The sequence below is a fragment of the Massilia sp. UYP11 genome (genome assembly GCF_050434805.1).
Lineage (GTDB): Bacteria > Pseudomonadota > Gammaproteobacteria > Burkholderiales > Burkholderiaceae_D > Telluria.
Genome location: NZ_JBNDJE010000008.1, coordinates 1 through 13554, shown reverse-complemented (window position 1 = coordinate 13554; position 13554 = coordinate 1). Strand labels below are relative to the sequence as shown.

Sequence of the window (13554 nt, the reverse complement as noted above, 5' to 3'; positions counted from 1 at the left end):
AAAGACCGCGCGGCATGCGCGCCGCGCGGTCCGTGACGCCAGGGTGCGGCGCCGGTTTTACGACATGAGTTACAAGGCGATCCTGCTGCGATACCACTCGTGGAAGTGCTGCATGCCGTCTTCCATCGGCGACTGGTATGGACCGACCTCGTTGACGCCGCGCGCCAGCAGGATCTTGCGGCCGGCGTCCATGCGCAGGCCGATCTCGTCGTCCTCGACCGCCGTTTCCATATAGGCGGCGCGCTCGGCCTCGACGAATTCGCGCTCGAACAGCGCGATCTCTTCGGGGTAGTAGAACTCGACCACGTTGCGGGTCTTCTGCGGGCCGTCCGGCCACAGGGTCGACACCACCAGCACGTTCGGGTACCACTCGACCATGATGTTCGGGTACAGGGTGAGCCAGATCGCACCGTACTTCGGCGGCTGGCCGTTGTTGAACTTCAGGACCTGCTCCTGCCAGCGCTTGTACGCCGGCGAGCCGGCCTTCTGCAGCGCGCGGTTCACGCCCACGGTCTGCACGCTGTAGTCGCTGCCGAATTCCCATTTCAGGTCGTCGCACGAGACGAAGTTGCCCAGGCCCGGGTGGAAGGGCTCGACGTGGTAGTCCTCCAGGTAGACCTCGATGAAGGTCTTCCAGTTGTAGTCGCACTCGTGGATCTCGACGTGGTCGAACATATAGCCCGAAAAATCGAGGTCCTTCGTCACCGACAGCTTGCCGAGCTTTTCCATCACGTTGTAGCCGTTCTGTTCGAACAGCAGGCCGTTCCAGTTCTGCAGCGCGGTCCTGGACAGGTTCAGGCACGGCGTGTCCGCGAAATGCGGTGCGCCGATCAATTCGCCCTTCAGGTCATAGGTCCAGCGGTGCAGCGGGCAGACGATGTTCTTCGCATTGCCGCGGCCATTGAACATCAGCGCCTGGCGGTGACGGCAGACGTTGGAAAGCACTTCGATGCCTCCCGGGTTACGCACCAGCATGCGGCCTTCGTGTTCGGAGGCGAGCGTCGCGAAGTCCCCGGTTTCCGGCACCATCAATTCATGGCCGATGTAGCGCGGGCCATTGTGGAACAGTTGCTGCATCTCGCGCCTGAGGAGCGCGTCGTCAAAATAAACATTTACCGGAAGCTGTGCGTTCGAGCGCGCCAGCTTGGCGTGGGTAGCCAGATCGGACATCCCAACCCCCCTTTAAGGTAGCTTCCAAAGAAGAGAAAGAATCCAAAGACCAGTATTTAAGTAGAGGAATACGGTATTTCGGACAGAACCGGAGATTATACTGCGTAACGGGCTCTACCGTCCTGGGCCGGCGCGAGATTGTGGTGCGCGGCGTTTGATGTATTGCCGATGAGGCATGGTTTTCATATTGAAAAAAGGGCAGCGAGGCGACAAATAGCGGGGCGTCGGCCGGATTCTTGACGCATTTGCTCACACTTACTAGTTGTGAATGCTGCAATGTGCACCCCCCGTGGGGTGGGATTGATCTAAAATACGCGATTGGACTGACCCACGGCGCACAACTGGGCGCCTCACGATAGCGACTTATGGCAAAGAATATGACGGCGGACGGCGCGCCCGCGGCAGCGGTGGCTGCCGGGACGACCGCACCGCAATCCTTCGAGCAGGCGATGGCCGAACTGGCCCAGCTCGTGACACAGATGGAATCCGGCGCCTTGCCGCTGGAAGCCTCGGTCGCGGCCTATGCGCGCGGCTCCGAACTGGTCAGGTATTGCGCGGCCCAGCTCGAAAAAGTCGAGTCGCAGGTCAAGGTGCTCGAAGGCGACATGCTCAAGCCATTCAGCGACGACGAGGCGGCGCAATGAAGACCGGCCTCGATGCGGCGCAGGATTTCAGCGCCTGGACGCGCGCCGTCCAGGCCAGCGTGGAGGAAGCGCTCGACGCGTTCCTACCGCCGGCCGACCGGGAGCCGCACAAGCTGCACCAGGCGATGCGCTACACCACGCTCGGCGGCGGCAAGCGCGTGCGCCCGCTGCTGGCGTATGCCGCCGGCGCGCTGTTCGACGCCGACCCCTCGGCGCTAGCCCGGGTCGCGAGCGCGGTCGAGATGATCCACGTGTATTCGCTGGTGCACGACGACATGCCGTGCATGGACGACGACGCCCTGCGCCGCGGCAAGCCGACGGTGCACGTGGCCTATGACGAAGCGACCGCGCTGCTGGTCGGCGACACCCTGCAGGCGCAAGCCTTCGAGGTGGTGGCCGGCCTTGATGTCGCGGCGCTGCCGCCGGCGCGCCAGTTGACGATGGTGCGCCTGCTGGCGCAGGCCGCCGGCTCGAACGGCATGTGCGGCGGCCAGGCGATCGACCTCGATAGCGTCGGCCTGGCGCTCACCCGCGAGCAGCTCGAGCGCATGCACCAACTGAAGACCGGCGCCATGCTGCGCGTGTCGGTGCTGCTCGGCGCGCTCGCCGGCCGCGACCTGGCCCAGGAAGAGCTGCAAGCATTAGATGCCTATTCCGCCGCGGTGGGACTGGCGTTCCAGGTGGTCGACGACGTGCTCGACGCCACCGCCGATTCGGCCACGCTGGGCAAGACCGCCGGCAAGGACGCGGCCGACAACAAACCGACCTATGTGTCGATCCTCGGCCTGGAGCCATCGCGCGCGCTGGCCGAACAACTGCGGCGTGACGCGCACGAAGCGCTGGCGCCATTTGGAGACAAAGCACAGCGTCTGCGCGAACTGGCAGACCTGATCGTGCAGCGGAAGGCTTAAATGAACCTGCTAGAAAAAATCAACGACCCATCCGACCTGCGCAAATTGCCGCGCACCCAGCTCATCCCGCTGGCGCACGAACTGCGCCAGTTCCTGCTCGAGTCGGTATCGAAGACTGGCGGCCACCTGTCGTCCAACCTGGGCACGGTGGAGCTGACGATCGCGCTGCACTACGTGTACGACACGCCGCGCGACCGCATCGTGTGGGACGTCGGCCACCAGACCTATTCGCACAAGATCCTCACCGGCCGCCGCGGCCGCATGCCCACGTTGCGCCAGCTGAACGGCCTGTCGGGCTTCCCCAAGCGCGACGAAAGCGAATACGACACCTTCGGCACCGCCCATTCGTCGACCTCGATCTCGGCGGCGCTGGGCATGGCCACCGCGGCCAGGATCAAGGGCGAGGACCGCCATGCGATCGCCGTCATCGGCGACGGCTCCATGACCGCCGGCATGGCGTTCGAGGCCCTGAACAACGCGGGCGTGGAAGAAGACGTCAACCTGCTGGTCATCCTGAACGACAACGACATGTCGATCTCGCCGCCGGTCGGCGCCCTGAACCGCTACCTGGCGCGCCTGCTGTCGGGCCAGTTCTACGCCGCCGCCAAGAACGTGGGCAAGAGCGTGCTGCCGGCGCCGGTGCTCGATCTCGCGCGCAAGCTGGAAGAGCATGCCAAGGGCATGGTGGTCCCGGCCACGATGTTCGAGGAATTCGGCTTCAACTACATCGGCCCGATCGACGGCCACGACCTCGATTCCCTGATCCCGACGCTGGAAAACATCAAGAAGCTCAAGGGCCCGCAATTCCTGCACGTGGTGACCAAGAAGGGCCAGGGCTACAAGTTGGCCGAGGCCGAGCCGATCCTGTACCACGGAACCGGCAAGTTCAACCACCTCGAGGGCATCAAGCCGGCCGCCGCGCCGGGCAAGATCACGTATACCGAGGTGTTCGGCAACTGGCTGTGCGACATGGCAGCCGCAGATAAACGCCTGGTCGGCATCACGCCGGCCATGCGCGAAGGCTCGGGCATGGTGCGCTTCCACCAGGAGTACCCGCAGCGCTACTTCGACGTCGGCATCGCCGAGCAGCACTCGGTGACCTTCGGCGCCGGTATCGCCACCGAGGGCTTGAAGCCCGTGATCGCGATCTACTCGACCTTTTTGCAGCGCGCCTACGACCAGCTGATCCACGACGTGGCGCTGCAGAACCTGGACGTGACCTTCGCGCTGGACCGTGCGGGCCTGGTGGGCGCCGACGGCGCGACCCACGCCGGCAACTACGACCTGGCCTACCTGCGCTGCATCCCGAACATGGTCGTGATGGCTGCCTCGGACGAGAACGAGTGCCGCCAGATGCTGACCACCGCCTATCACTACCCCGGCCCGGCCGCGGTGCGCTATCCGCGCGGCGCCGGCGTCGGCGCCCAGATCGAGGACAAGCTCGTGTCGATCGAGATCGGCAAGGGCGAGGTGCGCCGCACCGGCAAGGACGTCGCGATCCTGGCCTTCGGCTCGATGGTGGCGCCGAGCATCAAGGCGGGCGACGAGCTCGATGCGACGGTGGCCAATATGCGCTTCGTGAAGCCGCTCGACGTCGAACTGGTCAAGCGCCTGGCGCAGGAGCACGATTTACTGGTGACGGTGGAAGAGGGCTGCATCATGGGCGGCGCCGGCGCCGCCGTGATGGAAGCGCTGGCAGCGGCGGGCATTGCCAAGCCGGTACTGAACCTGGGCCTGCCCGACAACTTCATCGACCAGGGCGATCCGGCAGCGCTGCTGGCGTCGGTGGGCCTGGATGCCAAGGGCATCGCGGCGTCGATCCGCGCACGCCTGGTGGCGCAGGGCGAACCGCGGCTGGTGGTGAACAACGGCTGACCGCTCCGGGCGCACCAGCAAAAAGCCCCGCTTTCTCGCGAAAGCGGGGCTTTTTGCTGGGTCTGGCCGCCTGTTCGAACGGTGGGGCGAATCGCCGTCGTGGGACCGGTTTCTTGTCACCCTGGCTGGCCGAACAGCGCCTCGGCGCGCTGGTACAGGATCCAGGAAGTAGCGATGTACTTGTCGCCGCTCTTGGCCATGTTGCCGCGGTGGGTGTGGGTGAAGCCGGCCGGCGCGATCACCAGCCGCCCCTTTTTTGGGACGATCTTGCGGCCCTGGTACAGGAACTCGGTCTCGCCGCCATCTTCCACGTCGTTGAGATAGACCATCCACAGCAGCACCCGGTGCAGCGAATCGCAGCTGGCGTTCTGCGGATAGATCTCGGAATGCCAGTGGTGGTAGCCGCCGCTGCCGCGCTGGTATTTCTGCAGGTTGATGGTGCCGGGCCGGTACAGCACGCGCACCAGGTCTTCGATATACGGACGGCCGACTTCTTCGAAGTTGTCCATCGACAATACCGTCGGCGTGCCGGTGGACGGATGCGCCAGCGTCGGCGACAGGGACCCCATCAGCAGCATGCGGTAGCGGTCGACGTACTGCACCAGGTGGCGCGTCATCGTCTCGAGCAGCAGCTGGGTGACGTCGTCCCACTCGCGGTGCAGGTTGATGGTGATGTCGTAGCTGTCCTTCTTGCCGACGTCGACGCCGTTGCCGGTGCGTCCGCGCACGACCTTGTCGCTGGCCTCGAAGCGCGCCAGCAGGGCGTCGCATTGCTGCGCCGTGAGCGCGCCGTCGTACACGCCGATCAAGTCATCCATCCTGCCGTCCATGGATCAGCCCCGCTTGCGTTCGTGCTGCCACAGCACGTCGCTGCCGCCCGCATGGCGGTTCAGCACGCGCGCCAGCACGAACATCAGGTCGGACAGGCGGTTGACGTACTGGCGCGGGTGGGCGTGGATCTGCTCCGCCTTGGACAGCGCCACGATGGCGCGCTCGGCGCGCCGGCACACGGTGCGGCAGACGTGGGCGGTGGCGGCCGCGCGCGAGCCGGCCGGCAGGATGAATTCCTTCAGGACCGGCAGGTCGGCGTTGTACTTCTCGAGCAGGCCGTCCAGGCGCACCACGTGCTCTTCCTTGATCATCTGGTAGCCGGGGATGCACAGCTCGCCGCCCAGGTCGAACAGGTCGTGCTGGATCGAGACCAGCTCTTCGCGCAATGCGGCTGGCATATCTTCGCACAGCAGCAGGCCGACGAAGGAGTTGAGTTCGTCGACTTCGCCCAGCGCGTGGATGCGCGCGCTGTCCTTGCCGGTGCGGCTGCCGTCACCCAGGCCGGTGCTGCCGTCGTCGCCGGTGCGGGTCGCGATTTTCGAGAGGCGGTTGCCCATGATGTTGCCTTATGCGTTGGTGAGAAAAAACGATGGGGTCAGGATACGATAAAACGTGGCGAATGTGCTCGCTTCTGCTTACAATCAAAGCATGCTCGATCGAACCTCCCATCCCGATCACCATCCCGACCCGGCGGCGCGGCGCGCCCAGGTGGCGGCGGCCCTGCGCGCGCGCCTGCCGGCGTCCTCTGTGCTGTCCGACCCCGAAGACACCCGGCCCTATGAATGCGACGGCCTGGCCGCCTACCGCCAGCTGCCGCTGGTCGTGACCCTGCCCACCGACGAAGCGCAGGTGCTGGCCATCCTCGCGGTCTGCCGTGAGTTGCAGGTGCCGATCGTGCCGCGCGGCGCCGGCACCGGCCTGTCGGGCGGCGCGCTGCCGATCCACGATGGCGTGGTGCTGTCCACCGCGCGCATGAACCAGATCAAGCGCGTCGACCCGCTGGCGCGCACCGCCGTCGTCCAGCCGGGCGTGCGCAACCTGGCGATCTCCGAAGCCGCCGCGCCGTTCGGCCTGTACTACGCGCCCGACCCGTCGTCGCAGATCGCCTGCACCATCGGCGGCAACGTGGCCGAGAATTCGGGCGGCGTGCACTGCCTCAAATACGGACTGACGGTGCATAACGTGCTGCGGGTGCGGGTGGCCACGATCGAGGGCGACATCGTCGAACTGGGCGGCGCGGGGCTCGACGCGCCGGGGCTCGACCTGCTGGCCGTGTTCATCGGTTCCGAAGGCATGCTCGGCATCGTCACCGAGGTGACCGTCAAGCTGGTGCCCAGGCCGGCGCTGGCCCAGGTCATCATGGCCTCGTTCAATGACGTCGTCACGGCCGGCAATGCGGTGGCCGACGTGATCGCGGCCGGCATCATCCCGGCCGGCCTCGAGATGATGGACCGCACCTCGGTGCGCATGGTCGAGCCCTTCGTGCGGGCCGGCTACGACCTCGATGCCGCCGCCATCCTGCTGTGCGAGGCCGACGGCACGGCGCTCGAAGTGGCCGAGGAGATCGCGCGCATGAGCGCGGTGCTCGCGCGCGCCGGCGCCACTGCGATCACGGTGTCGCAGAGCGAAGCGGAGCGGGTGCGCTTCTGGTCCGGCCGCAAGAACGCCTTTCCGGCGGCCGGCCGCATCTCGCCCGACTATTACTGCATGGACGGCACCATCCCGCGCAAGCAGCTGGCGCGGGTGCTGGCCGGCATCGCAGCAATGGAACAGACCTACGGCCTGCGCTGCTCGAACGTGTTCCACGCCGGCGACGGCAACATGCATCCGCTGATCCTGTTCGACGTCAGCGTGCCCGGCGAATTCGAGCGCGCCGAAGCCTTCGGGGCCGCGATCCTGGCGCTGTGCGTCGAAGTAGGCGGCACCATCACCGGCGAGCACGGCGTGGGCATGGAAAAGATCAACTCGATGTGCGTGCAGTTCGGCCGCAAGGAGCTCGACGCCTTCTTCGCAGTCAAGCATGCCTTCGACCCGGTCGCGCTGCTCAATCCGGACAAGGCGATCCCGACCCCGCACCGCTGCGCCGAATTCGGCAAGCTGCACGTGCACCATGGCGAGGTCCCGTTCCCGGACCTGCCGCGTTTTTGAACGAGGGCCGATATGGGCACGACCGAACGATTCCAGGAGCAGGTGCTGGCCGCGGCGCGCGATCGCGCGCCGCTGTGCATCCGCGGCGGCGGCACCAAGGACTGGTATGGCGGCGCGCATGCCGCGCCACAGGCCGCCATCCTCGACACCCGCGACCATGCCGGTGTCGTCGACTACGAGCCGACCGAACTCGTGATCACGGCGCGCTGCGGCACGCCGCTGGCCGAGATCGAGGCGCTGCTGGCCCGGCACAACCAGATGCTGGCCTTCGAGCCGCCGCATTTCGGCGCCGGCGCCACCGTGGGCGGCACGGTCGCGGCGGGCCTTTCCGGTCCACGGCGCGCCAGCAGCGGCGCCACGCGCGATTTCGTGCTCGGCGCCCGACTGCTGGACGGGAAGGGCGACGTGCTGGCGTTCGGCGGCAAGGTGATGAAGAACGTGGCCGGCTACGACGTCTCGCGCATGCTGGCCGGTTCGATGGGCACGCTCGGCCTGCTGCTGGAAGTGTCGCTGAAGGTGCTGCCGCGGCCCTTCGCCGAGGCCACGCTGCGCTTCGAGATGAGCGAGATCGACGCCATCCGGCGCCTGAACGAATGGGGCGGCCAGCCCTTGCCCCTGTCGGGCAGCGCCTGGTGCGGCGGCCAGCTGGCGCTGCGCCTGTCCGGCGCCGAGGCGGCGGTCGACGCCGCGATGCGGCTGCTGGGCGGTGAAGCGGTGCCCGATGCGGCGGCATTCTGGATGGAGGTGCGCGAGCAGCGTCATGCCTTCTTTTCCAATGCCATGGCCAACGCGGCGCCCCTGTGGCGCCTGTCGGTGCCGTCGACCACCGGCGCGCTCGCGCTCGGCGGCGACCAGCTGATCGAATGGGGCGGCGCCCAGCGCTGGCTGCGCGCCGATGGCGACGCCGCGACGGCCCAGGCGATCCGGCAAACGGTACAGGCTTGCGGCGGCCATGCGACCCTGTTCCGTGGCGGCGACAAGGGCGGCGGCGTGTTCCAGCCGCTGGCGCCGGCGCTGGCGCGCATCCATGCGCGCATGAAGGACGCCTTCGATCCCGCGCACGTCTTCAATCCGGGCCGCCTTTATCCAGAAAGCGCGAGCTGATCATGCAAACCCTACTTGCCGACTTCATCAAGGGCACGCGCGAAGGCGAGGAAGCCGCGGCGATCCTGCGCGCCTGCGTACACTGCGGCTTCTGCACCGCCACCTGCCCGACCTATCAGCTGCTGGGCGACGAACTCGATGGCCCGCGCGGACGCATCTACCTGATCAAGCAGGTGCTCGAGGGCGCGCAGCCGACCCGCAAGACCCAGCTGCACCTGGACCGCTGCCTCACCTGCCGCAACTGCGAGACCACCTGTCCGTCCGGCGTCAAGTATGGCCGCCTGGTCGACATCGGCCGCAAGCTGGTCGACGAGCGCGTGCCGCGCCCGTTGAGTGAACGGATCAAGCGCACCACGCTCAAGGAATGCCTGCCGCGCGCCGGCGTGTTCCGGCCGGCCTTCAGGGCGGGGCAGGCGCTGCGACCCCTGTTGCCGGCCGCTCTGCAGGACAAGCTGCAGCCGGCGCGCGCCGCCGGCCTGTGGCCGACCCGAGCCCATGCGCGCAAGATGCTGTTGCTGGACGGCTGCGTGCAGCCGGCGATGGCGCCGAACATCAACGCGGCCACCGCGCGCGTGCTCGACCTGCTCGGCGTGCAGCTGCTGGTGGCGCCCAGGGCCGGCTGCTGCGGCGCGCTGCGCTACCACATGAACGACCAGGACGGCGGCCTGGACGACATGCGCCGCAACGTCGACGCCTGGTGGCCCCATGTGGAGCAGGGCCAGGTCGAGGCGATCGTGATGACCGCCTCCGGCTGCGGCGTGACGGTCAAGGAATACGGCCACCTGCTGGCGCACGATCCGGCTTACGCCGACAAGGCGCGCCGCATCAGCGAGATCACGCGCGACCTGTCCGAGATCCTGCCGCAGTTCGAGGAGCAGATCAGGGCGCGGACGCAGGGGAAGAACGCGCCGCGCGTCGCCTATCACCCGCCCTGCACCTTGCAGCATGGCCAGCAAATCCGCGGCAAGGTCGAAAGCGTGCTGCACGCGGCCGGCGTGGACGTGGTGCTGTGCGTCGACAACCACCTGTGCTGCGGCTCGGCCGGCGCCTATTCGGTCCTGCAGCCGGAGATCGCGCACGCCCTGCGCGACCGCAAGCTGGCCAGCCTGGATGCGACCGGCGCCGAGGAGATCGTGTCGGCGAACATCGGCTGCCTGACTCACCTGCAGTCGGGGACCGACAAAGCGGTCACGCACTGGATCGAGCTGCTCGAGCGGGCCTTGCGCTGATTGCCCGCGCGAGCGCAACGCCGATTTCCCGGCCATGTTAGGATCGCGCCGAAGCCGGCAATCGGCGGGAAACCAGTGGCAACCAACAGGAACGATCTTGAGCTTTACCTTCCAACTCGTGCGTGATGACGAGGGCGGCCCGGCCGCCGTGGTCTTCGAAGACAGCAGCAGCCCCGGCCTGGTCCCGGTCTGGGAAGCGGCCGGCGTCTATGACGCGCTGTACAACAGCGACGGCCGCATGGCGCGCGACGTGTCGCGCGCCATCGCCTACGGCATCGACCGGTTGAACGAGAACGCCGCGCTGGGCGGCCTGCTGCCGCCAGGCGTCTCGATGACCGAGGCGATCCGCTTCCTCGACAACGTCAGCCGTGGCTGCACCATCCACGGCGTGGCGCGCATCCAGACGCGCTGACGACGAATCCGTAGGGTTTGGCAAACGCGGGGCGACGATTCTATGGTCATCCGTGGCAATGGCTTGTACCATGTGAGCGTTCTGCTCGACAATGAAAGCATCTTATGACCTTGCAAATTCTCTCCCGTTCCGTGTGTCTGGCCGTGTTTGCGGCCGCCTGCGCCATTCCCGTCCAGGCCGAAAGCTTCGCCTCCTCGGCCTCCAGCGCCGGCTCGGCGTCCTCGGCCAGCATTTCGGATTCGATCAGCGATTCCAGCACCAGTTCGAGCGGCGACGACAAGGTGGCGGCGGGCGACTACCGCGTGATCGACATCGCCAACGCGCCGAACAAGCCCGACACCACCCGCCTGACCCTGCGTGCCGAAGCCGGCCAGGCCCGCACCTTCTTCCTCGACGTGCCGAACCGCGCCATGGCCCAGCGCCAGGTCAATGCCGGCGACGTGGTGCGCGTGAACGAGCGCGTCTACGGCTACGAATTCGCCCACGCCGACACCCAGCGCGCGTTCTTCCTGGCCCTGCAGGACGACTGGCAGCGCGACCTGGCGTCGCGCAAAGTCGTCATCTGATGCGGCTGCGCAGGGCGGCCGCCACGGCAGCGCTGGCGCTCGGCCTCTGCGCCACCTTCAGCGGCGCGGCCTGGGCCGGCCTGCCGACGTTCTGCGAGCGCGAGAGCGACATCACCGCGCTCGAACAGGACCGCGTGCTGCGCTTTGCCGGCGTGGTCCGCCAGGAACTCGAACGCTCGGGCGGCAAGGTCGCCCTGATTTCCCGTGCCGGCGTGGACCTGAGCCGCTTCGGCCTGCTGTATTCGCATGCCGGCGTCGCCCTACGCGACGATGCCGATGGCGCCTGGGCCGTGCGCCAACTGTACTACGCCTGCGACGACGCCCGTCCGCACCTGTTCGACCAGGGCATCTCGGGCTTCGCGCTCGGGGCCGATGCGCCATCGAGCGGCCATGTGTCGCTGCTGTTCCTGCCCGAGCACGACGGCGCGCAGCTCGAGCGCGCCGCGCGCGACAAGGGGCTGGCGCTGGCGCTGCTGGCGGGGAAGTACAGCGCCAACGCCTATGCCTTCAGCACCGATTACCAGAACTGCAACCAGTGGGTGGCCGAAATGCTGGCGCTCGCCTGGGGCGACGTGGCAGTGCAGGGCGGGCAGGTGCGCGAGCGGGCGCAGGACTGGCTGCGCGCGCAGGGCTACGTCGCCGGGCCGGTCAGGGTGCCGGGTCACTTGCTGATGTTCGCCGGGCAGTTCGTGCCGCTGGTGCACGTGGACGACCATCCGGTGGACGACCTGCACGCCCTCGCGTTGCAGGTGAGCGTGCCGGCCTCGATCGAAGCCTTCGCGCGTCAGCGCGCGCCGCAGACGCAGCGCGTGGAGATCTGCCACGACAAGGGGCGCATCGTCGTGCGGCGCGGCTGGGAGCCGCTTGGCGCGGCGTGCGAGCCGGGGCCGGATGACGAGGTGGTGATGCTCACGCCGTGAGCGCACAAGCCGACAAGGGAGAGAGGATGGGACGTCATTCCAGACTCCCGCCCGCGCCGGGCAGGCACATCGCGCTGCTGGCCTGCATGTTTGCTGGCATGCAGGCCAGCAGCGGCCGACGTCTTGCCGGCTCACCTGGCGGACACCTGGGGCACGGCCGAATCGCTGTATGGAGGCGAAGCCGGGCAGTCGCAGATGTATCTCGACTCCGATGGCTACGGCGTCATGGCCGGCTCCACGTCACCTCCCACACGTATCGACGGCAAGGATGACGAAGGGCCGCAAGTGCGCGCGCTCATCGGTTTTCCGCTGCGCGCGGGGATCACCTGCCGCACGAGGCGGTAGGGCCGACAATGAGCTGCATGGGCCTGGACGCAAGCCTGTGGTCATGAGGCGATACAGCGAGACGGTGGCGGCTGAGGTGGCCCGCACGCTCGAGCAAGTGTGATCCATGGCACATCAAGACGTCAGGCCAGCGGTTTCTCAATATCCTCGTCATAGCCGGCGCGTGGAGCGTGGCTTGGCGATCAGCACTGCAGATGAGTGCACATGCTAACGATTTGTTCTTCCTCAAATATTGTTTCTTCGGAATTTGTAATATTTACAAATTAATCTTGAAACGGTTGTTCATATTTTTACAACACATGCTCTAAATAACTAGACTGGAATGTAAGGCAGAGATTAACATTTCGGAAACAAGTAGCCGTCGTAGCCGTTTTTACGACTGCAAGAATGGATAGTGCTGTCCGCACCGTCTCCGATCCCATGTTGATACAGTCTGCGACCACATGCACTATCGTGCCGAAATTGACGGGCTCAGGGCCGTTGCGGTTCTTCCAGTCATACTTTTCCACGCGGGCTTCTCGCTGTTCAGCGGTGGTTATGTTGGCGTAGATATCTTTTTTGTCATCAGCGGCTATCTGATCACTTCCATTATTTTGAAGGAAATGGAAGAGGGTCGATTCAGTATCATCACTTTCTATGAGCGGCGGGCGAGACGGATTCTGCCGGCGCTCTTTCTGGTAATGGCCATATCCATCCCTTTTGCGTGGATGTGGTTGATCCCTTCGGATTTCAAGGAATTCAGCAAGAGCATCGTTGCGGTCATTCTCTTCTCGTCCAATATCCTGTTCTGGCAATCCAGCGGTTATTTCGAGACGGCCGTCGACCTCAAGCCACTACTTCACACATGGAGTCTTGCGGTCGAAGAGCAGTATTACCTTCTGTTCCCGGTATTCTTGTTGATGACGTGGCGTCTGGGTAGACCGATCCTGGCAATACTCGTCTCTTTGCTGATTATTCTGAGTCTCTCACTGGCGCAGTTCGCCTCGACTATCGATCCAACCGCAACGTTTTATCTGCTGCCCATGCGTGGATGGGAGATGGGTATCGGCGCACTGGCTGCCATGTACACCAATAAATCGGGCGAATCGCGTTCTCTGGTGCGTGACGAGATCCTGGCAATGCTCGGGCTTGGCCTGATTGCAGCGAGCATTGTCCTGTATGACGAGCATACTCCGTTCCCCAGCCTGTATACCCTGGCGCCGACAGTCGGCACTGTGCTGGTTATTCTATATTGCACGCCCTCGACACTGGCGGGGAAACTTCTCACGACGCGAATCATGGTCGGCGTCGGACTCATCAGTTATGGCCACCTCTAAAAACCTCGGCCGAGACGCCTGCGGCTGGGTAAAATCCTGACATCGAACCAAGCCAGCGAGTGCCGTCATGATGAAACCCCGTA

General features: G+C 65.8%; 14 protein-coding genes. 11 read left to right on the top strand and 3 right to left on the bottom strand.

Annotated elements, in window-relative coordinates:
- Nucleotides 1-69: 69 nt before the first annotated feature.
- Nucleotides 70-1170 (bottom strand): aromatic ring-hydroxylating oxygenase subunit alpha, encoded by a 1101-nt coding sequence (locus tag ABIB38_RS13185; RefSeq protein ID WP_429204477.1) that lies wholly within the window; start codon nt 1168-1170, stop codon nt 70-72.
- Between the two features lie 377 nt (nt 1171-1547).
- Here ABIB38_RS13185 and ABIB38_RS13180 point away from each other — a divergent pair, with 377 nt between their 5' ends.
- Genes ABIB38_RS13180 through dxs form a run of 3 tightly spaced genes read left to right on the top strand, consistent with a single transcriptional unit; the run spans nt 1548 to nt 4600 of the window.
- The gene (locus ABIB38_RS13180; protein WP_429204692.1) at nt 1548-1814 is read left to right on the top strand and encodes an exodeoxyribonuclease VII small subunit; all 267 of its coding nucleotides are present in this window, start codon (nt 1548-1550) and stop codon (nt 1812-1814) included.
- Nucleotides 1811-2725, top strand: a complete 915-nt coding sequence (locus tag ABIB38_RS13175; protein WP_429204475.1) for a polyprenyl synthetase family protein — start codon at nt 1811-1813, stop codon at nt 2723-2725. Before ABIB38_RS13180 ends, ABIB38_RS13175 begins: the two co-directional genes overlap by 4 nt.
- Nucleotides 2726-4600: a 1-deoxy-D-xylulose-5-phosphate synthase gene (gene dxs, locus ABIB38_RS13170; protein WP_429204473.1), complete on the top strand. Its 1875-nt coding sequence runs from the start codon at nt 2726-2728 to the stop codon at nt 4598-4600.
- 116 nt (nt 4601-4716) lie between these two features.
- Here dxs and ABIB38_RS13165 read toward each other — a convergent pair whose 3' ends face one another.
- Entirely contained in the window at nt 4717-5418 is a 702-nt protein-coding gene (locus ABIB38_RS13165; protein ID WP_429204471.1) for a 2OG-Fe(II) oxygenase, read from the bottom strand.
- Between the two features lie 15 nt (nt 5419-5433).
- Nucleotides 5434-5988, bottom strand: coding sequence for a cob(I)yrinic acid a,c-diamide adenosyltransferase (locus ABIB38_RS13160; RefSeq protein ID WP_429204470.1), 555 nt, complete (start codon nt 5986-5988; stop codon nt 5434-5436).
- A 91-nt stretch (nt 5989-6079) separates the two neighbouring features.
- Here ABIB38_RS13160 and ABIB38_RS13155 point away from each other — a divergent pair, with 91 nt between their 5' ends.
- From ABIB38_RS13155 to ABIB38_RS13120, 8 genes are all read left to right on the top strand, one after another.
- Nucleotides 6080-7579, top strand: a complete 1500-nt coding sequence (locus tag ABIB38_RS13155; protein ID WP_429204468.1) for an FAD-linked oxidase C-terminal domain-containing protein — start codon at nt 6080-6082, stop codon at nt 7577-7579.
- 12 nt (nt 7580-7591) lie between these two features.
- Nucleotides 7592-8683, top strand: coding sequence for a glycolate oxidase subunit GlcE (glcE, locus tag ABIB38_RS13150; RefSeq protein ID WP_429204466.1), 1092 nt, complete (start codon nt 7592-7594; stop codon nt 8681-8683).
- 2 nt (nt 8684-8685) lie between these two features.
- Nucleotides 8686-9912, top strand: a complete 1227-nt coding sequence (gene glcF, locus ABIB38_RS13145) for a glycolate oxidase subunit GlcF (protein WP_429204465.1) — start codon at nt 8686-8688, stop codon at nt 9910-9912.
- 97 nt (nt 9913-10009) lie between these two features.
- On the top strand, nt 10010-10324 hold the full coding sequence (locus ABIB38_RS13140) for a hypothetical protein (RefSeq protein WP_429204464.1): 315 nt from the start codon (nt 10010-10012) through the stop codon (nt 10322-10324).
- Nucleotides 10325-10428: 104 nt separating this feature from the next.
- Nucleotides 10429-10890 carry a hypothetical protein gene (locus tag ABIB38_RS13135; RefSeq protein ID WP_429204463.1) on the top strand — a complete coding sequence of 154 codons (462 nt, stop codon included), beginning with the start codon at nt 10429-10431 and terminating at the stop codon, nt 10888-10890.
- A complete protein-coding gene (locus ABIB38_RS13130; protein ID WP_429204462.1) occupies nt 10890-11810 on the top strand; it encodes a DUF2145 domain-containing protein in 921 nt (306 codons plus the stop codon). Before ABIB38_RS13135 ends, ABIB38_RS13130 begins: the two co-directional genes overlap by 1 nt.
- A gap of 123 nt (nt 11811-11933) precedes the next feature.
- Complete coding sequence (locus ABIB38_RS13125; protein WP_429204461.1) at nt 11934-12155, top strand: hypothetical protein; 222 nt, start codon at nt 11934-11936, stop codon at nt 12153-12155.
- 443 nt (nt 12156-12598) lie between these two features.
- Nucleotides 12599-13471, top strand: a complete 873-nt coding sequence (locus ABIB38_RS13120; protein ID WP_429204459.1) for an acyltransferase family protein — start codon at nt 12599-12601, stop codon at nt 13469-13471.
- Nucleotides 13472-13554: the final 83 nt, after the last annotated feature.

Excerpts from the sequence above, each read along its gene's own strand:
- ABIB38_RS13160 (WP_429204470.1), bottom strand. The coding sequence starts at position 5,988 with ATGGGCAACCGCCTCTCGAAAATCGCGACCCGCACCGGCGACGACGGC.
- ABIB38_RS13175 (WP_429204475.1), top strand. The coding sequence starts at position 1,811 with ATGAAGACCGGCCTCGATGCGGCGCAGGATTTCAGCGCCTGGACGCGC.
- ABIB38_RS13185 (WP_429204477.1), bottom strand. The coding sequence starts at position 1,170 with ATGTCCGATCTGGCTACCCACGCCAAGCTGGCGCGCTCGAACGCACAG.
- glcF (WP_429204465.1), top strand. The coding sequence starts at position 8,686 with ATGCAAACCCTACTTGCCGACTTCATCAAGGGCACGCGCGAAGGCGAG.
- dxs (WP_429204473.1), top strand. The coding sequence starts at position 2,726 with ATGAACCTGCTAGAAAAAATCAACGACCCATCCGACCTGCGCAAATTG.
- ABIB38_RS13120 (WP_429204459.1), top strand. The coding sequence starts at position 12,599 with ATGCACTATCGTGCCGAAATTGACGGGCTCAGGGCCGTTGCGGTTCTT.
- ABIB38_RS13180 (WP_429204692.1), top strand. The coding sequence starts at position 1,548 with ATGACGGCGGACGGCGCGCCCGCGGCAGCGGTGGCTGCCGGGACGACC.
- ABIB38_RS13130 (WP_429204462.1), top strand. The coding sequence starts at position 10,890 with ATGCGGCTGCGCAGGGCGGCCGCCACGGCAGCGCTGGCGCTCGGCCTC.
- glcE (WP_429204466.1), top strand. The coding sequence starts at position 7,592 with ATGGGCACGACCGAACGATTCCAGGAGCAGGTGCTGGCCGCGGCGCGC.
- ABIB38_RS13135 (WP_429204463.1), top strand. The coding sequence starts at position 10,429 with ATGACCTTGCAAATTCTCTCCCGTTCCGTGTGTCTGGCCGTGTTTGCG.
- ABIB38_RS13165 (WP_429204471.1), bottom strand. The coding sequence starts at position 5,418 with ATGGATGACTTGATCGGCGTGTACGACGGCGCGCTCACGGCGCAGCAA.
- ABIB38_RS13155 (WP_429204468.1), top strand. The coding sequence starts at position 6,080 with ATGCTCGATCGAACCTCCCATCCCGATCACCATCCCGACCCGGCGGCG.